This is a genomic window from Enterococcus sp. DIV1421a (genome assembly GCF_051711025.1).
Taxonomy (GTDB): Bacteria; Bacillota; Bacilli; order Lactobacillales; family Enterococcaceae; genus Enterococcus_B; species Enterococcus_B hirae.
Genome location: NZ_JBIOLU010000001.1, coordinates 2840001 through 2855504, shown reverse-complemented (window position 1 = coordinate 2855504; position 15504 = coordinate 2840001). Strand labels below are relative to the sequence as shown.

Here is a 15504-nt window from a genome sequence, read left to right as displayed (position 1 = left end):
TTGATGGCGTAAATCTCCTTTTTTCAGGGCACAATTCGGGTAGGTTGAGCTAGAATTGATGGGAAATTACCTCGTAAGTCTCGAGTCTCCTCCTATTTATAGACTGAGCCAAAAATTTGAGAAGTATCAAGTAGGTAACAATCAACAGCAAAAACTAGTGTTTGTGTTTTCTGTCAATTTCTGAAAATTCTTTCTTATTTCTCGATGTTAAACACTTTTGTCTCAACCCCCACTTAATTTTTTATGAAAAATAAAGAAATTGTTGTTATACTAAATGATGTTGATAGAAACGAGAGCGAAACATTGTAGCTTCAGCATTTAAATAAAGATAGAAGAAAGGAGCGATTGGTTGTTCAAAACTTATTTTCGTTTTAATAAGATTCAAGATAACCCATTTCGTATCATGAACCTTATGCTATTGATTTTTATCGTACTATGGTTAGGATACATAAACCAGAATTTCTTGATTTCAAGTTTTTCTTCATTAGGGATCTTTACTTTTTTCTATTATCAAAATATACCCATGAAACATTTAATTAAGCGCATGTTTTTCATTGGCTGTGGACTTTTATTTGCCTTTGTATTAGGAATGTTATCAACCTATGTTTTATGGTTGGAACCTTTTGCTGTAGCTGTAGTGGCTTTTGCCAGCCGGTTTATTTTGCGGTTGTTCCATATTTCAAAACCAGGTGGCTTATTTTTTGCGATGCTTTCGGCGATGGGAACAAGTATGCAGTTACCGATTGATCATTTGCCAATGGTTTCTCTTTATTTTTTCATGGGGGTCATGTTTTCATTGATCGCTGCAGTTATCACCAAGTTACTTGATTCACGTCCAGAACAAGTCATTGAACAAATCTCTTTAAAAGAGAGATTCCAAGAAGAACCGTTAGTGATTATTGATTCTGTTTTCTACAGTGTTGCTTTATTTCTTTCCGTCTATATTAGTCACGGATTGCAGTTGCACAATCCTTACTGGTTAACTCTTTCTTGTGCTTCTATTCTTTTAGCTGAGAATTTGGATGCAATGAAACATCGGCAAGTACAATATTTGATTGGTTCCATGGGGGGCTTATGTGTGTCGGCTGTTTTATCCTTTGTACCATTTACTCAGTTACAAACGATTTTTCTGATCACTTTTCTTTACGGTATCTCACAATTTTTGGTTGCTAGAAATTATGCGGTTGCCAACATTTTTCTTAATCCGATGGCACTGATGTTATCGACACTAATTCGTGGGGCCTACTTGATATCCTTGATCGAATATCGCTTTTTGGGAATCGTGATCGGAAGTTTTATTGGTTTAGGTGCTGCATGGGTCATGACTGTTGGGTTACAGCACTATCTCAATGTTGTGCGGAGAAAATTAGAGACAAAATAATAAATAAAAGTATATACAAAAAAAAGCCAGTTCGTTTTTGAAGTGAGGATCAAAGACGAGCTGATTTTTTTAACCCATACATTTGATATGTGTTCATTTTTTGTTTAAATTTGAATAAAAAATCAACTAGCGTTAAAAATTAGAGATAACCTAGTTAAGGCATTTATTTTTTTTAATTACTTACATATAGAAGGATGTGTACTTCCTAGTGCTTCCTTTTTAATTTTTTAAAACCTCCTATAAATTTACCGGTAGAAAGATTGCAACTCGATTCATTTTGCGTTAAAGTAAAAAGAGATTTCGTGAAACAATTGCTGTTTCACAATGAAAGGATTAATTATGACACCAGAAGAATTTCGTCAAGCATTGGCAGATAAAGACATCCATTTATCTGATCAACAAATGAGTCAATTTGAACGTTACTATCAGTGGTTAGTTGAGTGGAACGAAAAAATGAATTTAACAGCCATCACGGAAAAAAATGACGTTTATTTGAAGCATTTCTATGATTCATTAACGTTAGCTTTTGAGGTGGACTTTTCTCAGCCTCTTTCACTTTGCGACGTAGGTTCAGGCGCAGGTTTTCCGAGTATCCCACTGAAAATTGCGTTTCCTAACTTACAGATCACGATCGTTGATTCACTGAATAAACGAATCAACTTCTTAACGGAATTAACAAAAGAACTTGGTATCACAGCGGCACTTCATCACGATCGTGCCGAGACATTTGGTCAAAATCCTCAATTCCGAGCTTCATTTGACTTAGTGACTGCTCGCGCTGTAGCAAGATTGAATGTTTTAGCAGAACTATGTTTGCCTCTAGTGAAACAAGAAGGATACTTTTATGCGCTGAAAGCTGCAAAAAGCGAAGAAGAACTAATAGAAGCCAAGCATGCGATCGCAATCTTAGGGGGAAAGTTTATCAAAGAAGATGCGATAGAATTACCGAAAATATCTGACAAGCGACATATTTTGGTAATCCAAAAGAAGAAAGTCACCCCGAAAAAATACCCAAGAAAACCTGGTATGCCAAATAAGCAACCAATCAAGTAGGAGGAGAAGAGATGGCACAAATAATATCTGTTGCAAACCAAAAAGGTGGCGTAGGTAAAACGACGACCACTGTTAACTTAGGTGCTTGCTTAGCTAGTCTTGGTAAAAGAGTCTTGTTAGTGGATATGGATGCACAAGGCAATGCCACAAGTGGTGTCGGTATTCGAAAACCAGATGTTACTCAAGATATTTATGATGTCTTAGTCAATGAGCTACCGATTGCCGAAGCAACTCTTGTTACCGAACATGAAAATTTGAGTATTGTGCCTGCCACTCTTCAATTAGCAGGAGCAGAAATCGAATTAACTTCAATGATGGCCAGAGAGTCTCGCTTGAAAGGTTCTTTAGCCGAAGTGAACGATCAATATGATTATATTCTGATTGATTGCCCACCTTCATTAGGTCATTTGACTATTAATTCATTTACAGCTAGCGATTCTATTCTGATCCCAGTGCAATGTGAATATTATGCATTAGAAGGATTGAGTCAATTACTCAATACAGTTCGTTTAGTTCAAAAGCATTTCAATCCAGAATTGGAGATTGAAGGCGTCTTACTTACAATGTATGATGCACGTACGAACTTAGGAAATGAAGTCGTGGAAGAAGTCCGAAAGTATTTCCGTGAGAAGGTCTATGAAACGATTATTCCAAGAAATATTCGTCTTTCAGAAGCACCGAGTCATGGAATGCCGATCATTGATTATGATCCACGTTCTAGAGGAGCTGAAGTTTACCAAGCATTGGCAAAGGAAGTGGTTAACCGTGAAGAAAAGTAAAGGATTAGGACGAGGGATCGATGCGTTATTTCAAGATTTAGAGAATTTAGAAACTGTGGATGTTGAAGATGAAACAGTTGTACAATTACCACTAAACGAATTACGCCCTAACCCTTATCAACCACGTAAAACATTTGAAGAAGTCTCGCTTCAAGAATTGGCAAACTCCATTGAGCAATCAGGCGTGTTTCAACCGATTATCGTCCGTCGTTCGGCAGTAAAAGGATATGAAATCATTGCTGGTGAACGTCGTTTCCGAGCTTCTAAGTTAGCAGAAAAAGCGACCATCCCCGCAATTGTTCGTGACTTTGATGAAGAAGCAATGATGCAAGTCGCTGTTTTGGAAAACTTGCAACGTGAAGACTTGAACCCATTAGAAGAAGCTGAAGCCTATGATATGCTGATGAAAAATCTTAAACTTACGCAAGCAGAAGTGGCGAAACGCTTAGGTAAAAGTCGTCCATATATCGCAAACTATCTCCGTCTGTTAACGTTACCTGATTTAGTGAAGGAAATGGTCCAAGATCAACGATTATCGATGGGACAAGCTCGTACCTTATTAGGTCTAAAAAACAAAAGTTTGATTCTAAAATTAGCGAATCGAGCAGTTATGGAAAATCTAACGGTTCGTCAGTTGGAACAAATTGTTTCGCAATTAAATCAAAACGATGGGAAAGAAAAAAAGAAAATCCCTCGACTAGCAAAAGAAAAGCCTTATTATATACGTGAAAGTGAAGACCGCTTGATGGATAAGTTTGGTACAAGTGTTGCTATCCAAGAAAAAGACGGTAAAGGAAAGATTGAAATTGAGTACCTTTCGCAAAATGATTTGACAAGAATCCTTGATATCCTTAATATTCAATTCGATGAAGAATAAGTAATAGGAAAGAAGCGTTCAATTCAGACCAATCAACCTTAATTTTTACGATCACTATATGAATATCAAAAAAGACGTGGGAACCGTTCTTAAGAGAAATGACTAAAGGAGGGGACTTTTATGTACGACTTACATGATATTGTTGAAATGAAAAAACCTCATGCTTGTCAGACCAACCGTTGGGAAATCATCCGCATGGGAGCGGACATCAAAATCAAATGCGTCAATTGCGGGCACATCGTTATGATGACTCGTCGAGAATTTGAGAAAAAATTAAAAAAAGTACTTGAAAAAAATGCAGAGAAAGAGTGAATAAATCTATGGCATTAACTGCTGGAATTGTTGGATTACCCAATGTCGGTAAATCAACTTTATTTAACGCAATCACCAAAGCTGGAGCAGAAGCAGCGAACTATCCTTTTGCAACCATTGATCCGAATGTAGGAATGGTAGAAGTTCCCGATTGGCGTTTACAACGCTTAACTGAACTTGTTCATCCTAAAAAAACCGTGCCAACAACATTTGAATTTACGGATATTGCAGGAATCGTTAAAGGTGCAAGTAAAGGGGAAGGCTTGGGAAATCAATTTCTAAGTCATATCCGCCAAGTTGATGCGATTTGTCATGTGGTCCGTTGTTTCGATGATGACAACATCACACATGTGGAAGGACGAGTTGACCCATTAGCGGATATTGATACGATCAATCTAGAATTAGTATTGGCAGATCTGGAATCGATCACTAAACGCTATACTCGAGTAGCAAAAATCGCAAAAACGAAAGACAAAGATGCAGTTGCTGAATTAGCTGTTTTAGATAAAATCAAGCCAGTCCTGGAAGAAGGACGTTCAGCTCGCTCTATCGAATTTACGGACGAAGAACAAAAAATCGTTAAATCATTGTTTTTATTGACTACCAAACCAATCTTATATGTAGCAAACGTTGCAGAAGATGAAGTAGCAGATAGCGATACGAATCACTACGTTCAAGCTGTACGTAATTTTGCTGCCGAAGAAAATGCAGAAGTTATCGTAGTCAGCGCACGTGCAGAGGAAGAAATTGCTGAACTAGACGAAGAAGATAAAGCAGAATTCTTAGAAGCTTTAGGAATTGAAGAGTCTGGATTAGATCAATTAATTCGTGCAGCTTATGATTTGCTAGGATTAGCTACGTACTTTACAGCAGGAGAACAAGAAGTTCGGGCTTGGACATTTAAAAAAGGCATCAAAGCACCTCAAGCAGCTGGGATTATCCATTCAGACTTTGAGCGTGGATTTATCCGTGCGGAAACTGTTTCTTTTGAAGATCTAGATCATTATGGAAATATGCATGCTGCCAAAGAAGCTGGCCGTGTTCGTCTAGAAGGTAAAGACTATGTAGTCCAAGATGGCGACGTTATGTTATTCCGTTTTAATGTATAAAAGGGCTATCAAACGATACGTATAGTATGTTAGAATGTCTTTTGTGACAACCGTTAAAGTAGCGGCTAAGGAGGACTATTTAGATCATGGAATCAGAACAATTACGTGAAATTGTAAAAGAAAACAATCAATTAGAAGAAAAATTAACTAAAAGAAACCAACAATATATTTTTGACTTAAAAAAATCTTTAGAAGCAGCTAATCTATCCGAAGAGGAAAAGGTAAAAGCACTTCATGACATCCTTCCAACCTTAGTGTCTGAACAAAAAGGTGGAAAAACAGCCAGACAATTATTTGGAACTGTCTCTGAAAGAACTGAAGCAATTATCAACAAACCAGTTGAAGCAAAGGTAAATTCTAAACCACTATTGATGTGGCTAGACAATACATTCCTGTTATTAGGTTTGTTGAGTATCATGATTGCTATTACCGGATTGTTTTCACGTGGAACAACGCCAGCTTATGGAATCACAACTTTGGTCTTCGGATCAGCTGTTGGTGGTTGGGTATTTTACCTGATGTATAAATACATTTATCAATATGAGTATCCGGGAGCAGATCGTAGTAAAAAGCCAGGTATGGGTAAAACATTGTTGATCTTAACTGGAACTACATTGGTCTGGGTGGTTGCCTTTTCCGCTACCACACTTCTTCCTCCAGTACTGAATCCGTTGTTAGATCCAGTAGTTATCATCATTATTGGGGCTGCTGCACTAGCTTTGCGTTATTACATGAAGAAAAAATATGGAATCGTTGGAAGTTTATCTGTACCTAGAAGATAATTCGTTAAAGTACGATTCGATGTATATCAATGATGAGGGATCATTATTTGAAACAGTTGTTTGTTTTGAATAGTGGTCTCTTATTTTTTATGGAGAAATGGTTAAAACAGAAAGAACAAAAATTTGAGAAACTTGGTAAATTTAATCAGTAGCTTCTCTTAAAAGAGTTTCTCGTTATTAACCATATATGACTTGTGATGGAAACGCTTATAATAAGGATATTCTTAGAAACAGTGTGGATTATGGGAAGACGGTTGACTTAATAGAAAAAATCGATTATTTTAATAGATAAACTAAAAACTAGAGGAGTGGTACTAAAAATGTCCAACTGGGAAACAAAGTTCACGAAAAAAGGGTTTACTTTCGATGATGTCTTACTGATACCAGCAGAAAGTCACGTGTTACCAAACGAAGTGGATATGAGTGTACAATTAGCAAAAAATATTAAGTTGAATATCCCGATCATCAGTGCAAGTATGGACACTGTAACTGATAGTAAGATGGCTATTGCGATGGCTAGACAAGGTGGATTAGGTGTTATTCATAAAAATATGACAATTAGTCAACAAGCAGACGAAGTGCGCAAAGTCAAACGTTCTGAAAGTGGTGTGATCATTGATCCATTTTTCTTAACACCGCAACATCTTGTAGCAGATGCAGAAGAATTGATGAGCAAATATCGAATTAGCGGTGTACCGATCGTTGAGACTTTAGAAAACAGAAAACTTGTTGGTATTATTACGAACCGTGACATGCGCTTTGTAACTGATTATCATATGGAAATCAATGATGTGATGACCAAAGAAAACTTAGTAACAGCCCCAGTCGGTACTTCTCTAAAAGACGCAGAAAAAATATTGCAAAAACATAAAATTGAAAAATTACCTATCGTTGACAACGATGGTTGTTTAAGTGGATTGATCACAATCAAAGATATTGAAAAAGTGATTGAATTTCCAAACGCTGCCAAAGATGAACATGGACGTCTACTTGTAGCTGCTGCTGTCGGTGTTACAAGTGATACATTTGAGCGTGCAGGTGCCTTGTTGGAAGCAGGAGCAGATGCGATCGTTATTGATACAGCACATGGTCATAGTGCTGGAGTGATTCGTAAAATCCAAGAAATTCGTTCTACCTTTAAAGATGCTACTTTGATTGCCGGTAACGTAGCGACAGCGGAAGCAACAAAAGCATTATATGATGCTGGTGTGGATGTCGTAAAAGTCGGTATCGGACCAGGATCAATTTGTACAACACGTGTGGTTGCCGGTGTAGGTGTACCACAATTAACAGCGATTTATGATGCTGCTTCTGTCGCACGACAATATGGCAAAGCAATTATTGCTGATGGCGGAATCAAATATTCAGGTGATATCGTCAAAGCATTAGCTGCTGGAGGACATGCCGTCATGTTAGGTAGTATGTTGGCCGGTACAGATGAATCTCCAGGTGAATTTGAGATTTTCCAAGGACGACGTTTTAAAACTTATCGTGGTATGGGTTCATTGGGCGCAATGGAAAAAGGTTCAAAAGATCGTTATTTCCAAGGTAGCGTCAATGAAGCGAATAAATTAGTACCTGAAGGAATCGAAGGACGTGTGGCCTACAAAGGAAGCGTTGCGGATATTATCTTCCAAATGATCGGTGGATTAAAATCTGGTATGGGTTATGTTGGGGCAGGCAACTTGAAACAATTGCGTGACGAAGCACAATTCATCCAAATGAGTGGCAATGGGTTGAAAGAATCCCATCCACATGATGTCCAAATCACAAAAGAAGCACCTAACTATTCAGTAGAATCTTAATCAATTAAGGGAAAAAGACTCAACATATTCCGCTTTAGGAGTCAAGTGAATATTCGAAATAAGTAGAATACTTAGAGCATTGTTTTTAAAGTAAAAAAGTCGTCAATCTTAAAATTTGTTTTTCTAAATTTTAAGATTGATGACTTTTTTTCGTCTGACTATGTTGTTTTTGCTCAATATCCAAATAAGAGTGACCACTAAGCTGCTGTTGTATAAATTTAAACCACTGTGAAGTTGAGCGGTTAAGGAGCTAATAAGCATTTTTTACGATAAATTTATTAAAAAAATTATGTTTTAATAACAAATTTTTGTTTTTTTTAGTTAAATTACTATATAGTTAAGATTTTTTAATATGTTAGAATATATCTGAGTTATATTTATATTTTGTTATTTTATGATAGTAAGGAGTTTATAAGATGATAAAAAGAGTAGTTATAACTGGAAGGGGAACTATCTCTTCTTCTGGAAAAAATGCAGAAGAGTTATGGACAAATGTGAGTAATGGTATTTCTGGGATAAAAAAGATAGAAGCAGAGGAATTTAGTAATTTAGAAACAAGGATTGGTGGAGTTATTTCTGATTATGCGATTGACCAGTATCTTAATCAAAAAGAGATCAAGAGAACAGATCGTTTCACTCATTTTTCAGTAATCAGTTCTATGCAAGCGCTATCTGAAGCGAGTTTTGATCATAAGGATTTTGATTTGGAAAAATGTGGCGTTATGATTGGTACAGGAATAGGTGGTATTCACTCTTTAATTGAAAATCAAAACATTATGGAAAAGAAAGGAAGTAATCGTGTTTCTCCTTTAGTAGTTCCTAAGTCAATAGGCAATATAGCGGGAGGTTTCGTATCAATTAAGACTGGATTTAAAGATGTGACTTTGTGTCCTATTTCAGCTTGTGCTTCGGGAAATCAAGCGATAGGAGAAGCATTTCTTAGAATTAAATATGGGCTAAGTGAAGCAATACTTGCAGGTGGAGCAGAAGCTTCGATTGTACCTATTGCTTTTGCTGGGTACAACCAAATGCAAGCTTTATCTACGAGGAATGAGCAACCGAATTTAGCTTCGAAACCTTTTGACAAAAATAGGGATGGCTTTGTCATGTCAGAAGGAGCTGGGATCGTTTTTTTAGAAGAATTCGAACATGCAAGATCACGCGGAGCGAAAATTTTAGGTGAAATTATCGGATACGGGATGACTTCAGATGCTTATCATATGACTACACCTCATTCAGAAGGAGCCAGTCGTGCCATCCAAAAAGCACTTGAAATGGGGAAAATTAGTGCAAATGAAATTGATTATATAAATGCGCATGCAACAGGTACTAAAGTTGGAGATATTAGTGAAAGTCGAGCAATCAAAAAGGTTTTTGGAAAGCATGCTGAACAATTATTGATTAGCTCTACAAAGTCCTCAACAGGACATCTATTAGGTGCAGCAGGAGGCATTGAAGTAGTGATTAGCTTGAAAGCGATGGAGTATAATATTTTACCACCAACTATTAACCTGACAGAACCCGATGAAGATTGTGATTTGAATTATATTCCCAATAATAAAATTCATCATCAAGCAAATATTATTCTTTCAAATGGTTTTGGCTTTGGTGGGCATAATACCTCTATAATTATAAGAAAATTATAAAAAAGCCGGTAAATTACAGAACTTCTGAACAAGAAGAGAGTGGGGCAATAGTCCTTTTTAAAAAGAAAATAAACATATTAAGATTAGTGAGCCTGGGACAAAACTTGTCTCAGGCTCTTCTAGTATCTCTAAAAACGAATAAACGGCGTTCAAGAAGCAACTCCTCAACAATAAGCGAGGAGCTGACCGCTTATTTCATGACCTCTTTATATAAATAAGACAAGGTGGTCTACTTTATCACTTTTAAATTTCCCATGTAAGGAACTAATACTTCTGGAACAGTCACTGATCCATCTTCATTTTGGTAGTTTTCAAGGATCGCTGCGACAGTCCGGCCGACTGCAAGTCCTGAACCATTCAGTGTATGAGCATAGTGGATTTTTCCGTCTGCATCACGGTAACGGATCATTGCGCGTCGTGCTTGGAAATCTTCACAGTTTGAACATGAGCTGATTTCACGATATGTTTCTTGTGCAGGGATCCATACTTCTAAGTCATATGTTTTGGCAGCAGAGAAGCCCATATCTCCAGTAGATAATGCTACTACACGGTAAGGTAAATGTAATTTTTGTAGAATATCTTCAGCATCGGCTGTCATTTTTTCTAGCTCATCATAAGAATGTTCTGCATCAGAGAATTTGACCATTTCTACTTTATTAAATTGGTGTAAACGAATCAATCCTCGAGTATCACGGCCGGCACTCCCTGCTTCCGAACGAAATGCGGGACTAAGAGCAGTGAAATAAATCGGTAAATCTTGCCCATCTAAGATCTCATCGTTGTAATAGTTTGTTAATGGAACTTCCGCTGTTGGGATCAATGTCAAATCTGTATCTTCTAATTGGAAAACATCTTCTTTAAACTTAGGAAATTGCCCAGTTCCGAACATAGCCCGACTATTTACGATATAAGGAGTAATCATTTCTGTATAGTCATGTTCATAGATGTGTTGATCTAGCATAAAGTTATAAACGGCACGTTCTAAGCGAGCACCTAATCCTTTATAGTAAACAAAACGACTTCCAGAAACTTTTGCCCCTCTTTCAAAGTCTAAGATACCTAAGTTTTCAGCGATTTCCCAATGTGGTTTCGGTTCAAATGAAAAATTACGAGGCGTGTTCCAACGACGAACTTCCACGTTGTCCTCTTCGTCTTTTCCAACAGGTACAGAATCATCTGGTAAATTTGGTAAGGTAGTCGCAATTTGATGTAACTTTTCATCTACTTGCGCTACTTCTTCATCAAGGGCTTTAATGTTGCCCCCAACTTCTTTCATTTCATTGATTTTAGCTGTTGCATCTTCTTTGTTCCGTTTTAATTGTGCAATTTCTGCTGAAACATCATTACGATATTTTTTTAATTCTTCCGTTTTAACAAGTAATTTTCGACGACTTTCATCTAATTCCATAAATTCAGCTAAGGTTTCTTTTTTGACCCCACGAGTCATTAATTTTTCTTGAACATAATCAAAATTTTGACGCATCATTTTTACATCTAACATTGCAATTCCTCCTTAAATATAATAAAAAAAGACCAATCCATCCCTCAATTATCTTGGGACGAATCGGTCTAACATTCGCGGTACCACCCGAGTTCAACATATAAATATGCTGCTCTTGTTAACAGATAACGGCTGTTTTGCCGACCTTTCTTATTTCGAAAGGTACACATCAAAGAACTGGAACTTCCAACTTATTTTTTGCTGATTTACACCATCCATCAGCTCTCTTGAAAAAAATAAAATGTACTGGGTTCTGTGCTATATAGATATGATATATAGAAATGATTGTAATAAGAATATCGGATATTTTAATTTTCGTCAATATGTTCCTGACTTTTGATTGGTAATTTTTCATTTCTTTTTATTGGAAGATGCATGATGAATGAAGTCCAGTGTTTATCAGATTTAGCATAAATATAACCACCATGTAAAGCAACGATACTTTGAGCAATGGCTAAACCTAAACCTGTCCCACCGGTTTCTTGTGAACGAGACTCTTCTACTCGGTAAAAGCGGTCAAAAAGATTATCAATTGATTCTCGAGGAATCATAGCTCCATTGTTTTTTACTGTCGCAACGACTTCTGAGCCAACTTTTTCGACTTCAATGACAATTTTTGTAGCGCCTTTGCCGTATTTTAAAGCATTCGTCAGTAAATTATTAAAGACACGAACTAGTTTTTCGGTGTCTCCATCCATAGTTAATGATGGAACCTGTGATGATACAAGGATTTGGATATGCTTTTTTGATGCTTCTAATTCAAAATCAGCAGCTAGTTGTTCAATTAGCTGGATCAGATCAAAAGCCGAAAAATTGACCGGAACAGCTGGTTGTCTGACTTTAGTATACTCAAAAAGATCATCCACTAGTAATTTCATTTGTTTTGCTTTGATATAAGCTGTATGGGTATACTTCAAAAGATCCTCTTTTGTTTGATACTGGCCATCTTCGATTAATCCTAAGTAACCAATAATAGAGGTTAAAGGGGTACGGATATCGTGACTCACATTAGTAATCAATTCATCTTTTGATTTTTCAATTTTCCGTTCATCTTCGATCGCAGCTACTGTACTATCGACTAAACCATTAATGCTTGTTACTACACGACTAAGATCACCTGTTAATTCAAAAGGGATTCGATGGTCATAATTACCATTAGCGATATAGTGAAGCTCGCTAATAATATGACGTAGTTGCATTTGTCGGTAGCGACGGATCAACCGCCAGTATAATACGCCGATATCTAAAAGAAAGAAAAGGGGAATCAGAAAATTTCGGCCGTTCCAAAATAAATCACTATTCAATCGTTGAGCAAAAATATTTTTTGAATCCCAAATCGCATTAGTCAATGAAGGGGAACTACTAATTATTGAAGTAAGGACAACCAAAATCGCAACATTTAATAGTAGAAGGAGAATCACGGTGATAATACCTTCTGCTAATAACTCACTGATTTCCTTAGAAGTTAGATTGATTCGTCGCCGTTTTTCTGTTCCTCTTTTTTTATCTTGCATCAATTTTATAGCCCACTCCCCAAACGGTTTGAATGACTTTTTCTCCACCAGTTGCTTCTTCGATCTTATCTCTCAAATGACTAACATGGACCATAACAGTTTTTGCGGAAACAATACTTTCTTGTTTCCATACACGCTCAAAGATTTCATCTGCACTGAACACACGATTAGGATGACTTGCTAATAAGTATAGAATCCCAAATTCTAATGCTGTAAGCTGAATCTCTTTCCCATCAATTGTTTTTACTTCATGGGAATCTTTGTTAATAATCAAAGAGTTTACTTCTAATATATCCGGTTGATCCGGTGTGATTTGCATTTTTGTTCGACGAAGCAAAGATTTTACGCGTGCCATAACTTCTAAAGGATTAAATGGTTTTGTAACATAATCATCAGCACCAGCAACAAGCCCTTTAATTTTATCCATATCGGTTGTTTTTGCTGTCAACATGATAATCGGTATTTGCGATTCCTTTCGTAATTCTTTAACGACCTGCATGCCATCCATTTCAGGCATCATAATATCCAAAATCAATAACTCAATATCAGGTATCGTTCGAATCTTTGATAATGCTTCTTTCCCATCATAAGCCTTAACAGCTTCGTATCCTTCATTGTGAACATAAATACTTAGTAATTCAACAATTTCTTTATCATCATCAGCAATTAATATTTTCATAGATTGTTCCTCCAGAGTTAGAATGATACTATTTACTATTCATTCTAGCAAAAAAATGTCTAAATAGATAAAAGCAACACTTTGTTAAGGAAAATTTTAGAAGGTAAGAGCTAAGTGAAGTGGCTCATTAATAGAAAACTGAACAATCGCAATGCTGAGAAGGCTATCATTAATGAAAAACATGTTAAAAGCGAACGTTTCTCACTTATAGGATTAGAACGATCGATTACGCTAAAAATGTTGATAAAACAGCTTTTTTCTTATTGACTTTTATTTTTGCTGTTGGTATATTATTATTTGTTCGAAAGAGCAAAGATCGCTAGTGAAAATAGTTGAAATAAACTGTTGACAGAGGGATCACACCATGATAAGATAACTGAGTCGTAAAAAAACGACAGCTTATGAAGCTTGATTTCATCGAAAAAAACTTCAAAAAAGTTGTTGACAAATAACAAACGACGAGTTATGATAAATGAGTTGCTGAAACACTTCTGAAAAACGAAGTCAAAAAACTTTTAAAAAAGAGTTGACAAATAAACGTCACTCTGATATGATATAAAAGTTGCTACGGCAATCTCAAATGATTAGCTTTTAATCAAGTAGACCTTTGAAAACTGAACAAAGCAAAGACAAACCAAATGTGTAGGGCGTCTTGATTGATTCAAGACAACAAACATTTTTAACAAGCAAGCAATATGCTAGCAAACAATTGAGCTTAACAATCGCAAGATTGTTCGAACTTTTTATGAGAGTTTGATCCTGGCTCAGGACGAACGCTGGCGGCGTGCCTAATACATGCAAGTCGAACGCTTCTTTTTCCACCGGAGCTTGCTCCACCGGAAAAAGAGGAGTGGCGAACGGGTGAGTAACACGTGGGTAACCTGCCCATCAGAAGGGGATAACACTTGGAAACAGGTGCTAATACCGTATAACAATCGAAACCGCATGGTTTTGATTTGAAAGGCGCTTTCGGGTGTCGCTGATGGATGGACCCGCGGTGCATTAGCTAGTTGGTGAGGTAACGGCTCACCAAGGCGACGATGCATAGCCGACCTGAGAGGGTGATCGGCCACATTGGGACTGAGACACGGCCCAAACTCCTACGGGAGGCAGCAGTAGGGAATCTTCGGCAATGGACGAAAGTCTGACCGAGCAACGCCGCGTGAGTGAAGAAGGTTTTCGGATCGTAAAACTCTGTTGTTAGAGAAGAACAAGGATGAGAGTAACTGTTCATCCCTTGACGGTATCTAACCAGAAAGCCACGGCTAACTACGTGCCAGCAGCCGCGGTAATACGTAGGTGGCAAGCGTTGTCCGGATTTATTGGGCGTAAAGCGAGCGCAGGCGGTTTCTTAAGTCTGATGTGAAAGCCCCCGGCTCAACCGGGGAGGGTCATTGGAAACTGGGAGACTTGAGTGCAGAAGAGGAGAGTGGAATTCCATGTGTAGCGGTGAAATGCGTAGATATATGGAGGAACACCAGTGGCGAAGGCGGCTCTCTGGTCTGTAACTGACGCTGAGGCTCGAAAGCGTGGGGAGCAAACAGGATTAGATACCCTGGTAGTCCACGCCGTAAACGATGAGTGCTAAGTGTTGGAGGGTTTCCGCCCTTCAGTGCTGCAGCTAACGCATTAAGCACTCCGCCTGGGGAGTACGACCGCAAGGTTGAAACTCAAAGGAATTGACGGGGGCCCGCACAAGCGGTGGAGCATGTGGTTTAATTCGAAGCAACGCGAAGAACCTTACCAGGTCTTGACATCCTTTGACCACTCTAGAGATAGAGCTTCCCCTTCGGGGGCAAAGTGACAGGTGGTGCATGGTTGTCGTCAGCTCGTGTCGTGAGATGTTGGGTTAAGTCCCGCAACGAGCGCAACCCTTATTGTTAGTTGCCATCATTTAGTTGGGCACTCTAGCAAGACTGCCGGTGACAAACCGGAGGAAGGTGGGGATGACGTCAAATCATCATGCCCCTTATGACCTGGGCTACACACGTGCTACAATGGGAAGTACAACGAGTCGCAAAGTCGCGAGGCTAAGCTAATCTCTTAAAGCTTCTCTCAGTTCGGAT

Annotated in this window: 12 protein-coding genes, 1 rRNA gene and 1 other annotated feature (1 of these 14 cut by a window edge); of the genes, 10 read left to right on the top strand and 3 right to left on the bottom strand. The window is 37.8% G+C overall.

The genetic code is table 11. The features are described 5' to 3' along the window. Positions 1–349: 349 nt before the first annotated feature. From IGK21_RS12920 to fabF, 9 genes are all read left to right on the top strand, one after another. Entirely contained in the window at positions 350–1381 is a 1032-nt protein-coding gene (locus IGK21_RS12920) for an FUSC family protein (RefSeq protein ID WP_034697652.1), read from the top strand. Positions 1382–1720: 339 nt separating this feature from the next. Continuing rightward, positions 1721–2434, top strand: coding sequence for a 16S rRNA (guanine(527)-N(7))-methyltransferase RsmG (gene rsmG / locus IGK21_RS12915; RefSeq protein WP_010720513.1), 714 nt, complete (start codon positions 1721–1723; stop codon positions 2432–2434). A gap of 11 nt (positions 2435–2445) precedes the next feature. After that, positions 2446–3213: a ParA family protein gene (locus IGK21_RS12910; protein WP_010736770.1), complete on the top strand. Its 768-nt coding sequence runs from the start codon at positions 2446–2448 to the stop codon at positions 3211–3213. Further along, positions 3200–4090: a ParB/RepB/Spo0J family partition protein gene (locus tag IGK21_RS12905; protein WP_010720515.1), complete on the top strand. Its 891-nt coding sequence runs from the start codon at positions 3200–3202 to the stop codon at positions 4088–4090. Before IGK21_RS12910 ends, IGK21_RS12905 begins: the two co-directional genes overlap by 14 nt. A 120-nt stretch (positions 4091–4210) precedes the next feature. Further along, complete coding sequence (locus IGK21_RS12900; RefSeq protein WP_010720516.1) at positions 4211–4402, top strand: DUF951 domain-containing protein; 192 nt, start codon at positions 4211–4213, stop codon at positions 4400–4402. 8 nt (positions 4403–4410) lie between these two features. Next, positions 4411–5511, top strand: a complete 1101-nt coding sequence (ychF, locus tag IGK21_RS12895; RefSeq protein ID WP_010720517.1) for a redox-regulated ATPase YchF — start codon at positions 4411–4413, stop codon at positions 5509–5511. An 86-nt stretch (positions 5512–5597) separates the two neighbouring features. Further along, positions 5598–6293: a DUF1129 domain-containing protein gene (locus tag IGK21_RS12890; RefSeq protein ID WP_010720518.1), complete on the top strand. Its 696-nt coding sequence runs from the start codon at positions 5598–5600 to the stop codon at positions 6291–6293. A 320-nt stretch (positions 6294–6613) separates the two neighbouring features. After that, a complete protein-coding gene (gene guaB / locus IGK21_RS12885) occupies positions 6614–8098 on the top strand; it encodes an IMP dehydrogenase (RefSeq protein ID WP_010720519.1) in 1485 nt (494 codons plus the stop codon). 416 nt (positions 8099–8514) lie between these two features. After that, positions 8515–9744 (top strand): beta-ketoacyl-ACP synthase II, encoded by a 1230-nt coding sequence (gene fabF / locus IGK21_RS12880; protein WP_181914736.1) that lies wholly within the window; start codon positions 8515–8517, stop codon positions 9742–9744. A 229-nt stretch (positions 9745–9973) separates the two neighbouring features. On the opposite strand, the gene serS is transcribed toward fabF, so the two are convergent. The 3 genes from serS to IGK21_RS12865 form a co-directional block, all read right to left on the bottom strand. Beyond that, positions 9974–11245 carry a serine--tRNA ligase gene (gene serS / locus IGK21_RS12875; RefSeq protein ID WP_010736769.1) on the bottom strand — a complete coding sequence of 424 codons (1272 nt, stop codon included), beginning with the start codon at positions 11243–11245 and terminating at the stop codon, positions 9974–9976. A gap of 51 nt (positions 11246–11296) precedes the next feature. Continuing rightward, positions 11297–11509 (bottom strand) — a binding site (T-box leader). A 44-nt stretch (positions 11510–11553) separates the two neighbouring features. Beyond that, complete coding sequence (locus IGK21_RS12870; RefSeq protein ID WP_025480278.1) at positions 11554–12762, bottom strand: sensor histidine kinase; 1209 nt, start codon at positions 12760–12762, stop codon at positions 11554–11556. Continuing rightward, complete coding sequence (locus tag IGK21_RS12865) at positions 12749–13438, bottom strand: response regulator transcription factor (protein ID WP_010736768.1); 690 nt, start codon at positions 13436–13438, stop codon at positions 12749–12751. The genes IGK21_RS12870 and IGK21_RS12865 overlap by 14 nt, the downstream gene beginning before the upstream one ends. Before the next feature lie 741 nt (positions 13439–14179). Here IGK21_RS12865 and IGK21_RS12860 point away from each other — a divergent pair. After that, positions 14180–15504 (top strand): 16S ribosomal RNA (locus IGK21_RS12860); it runs 235 nt beyond the window's last position.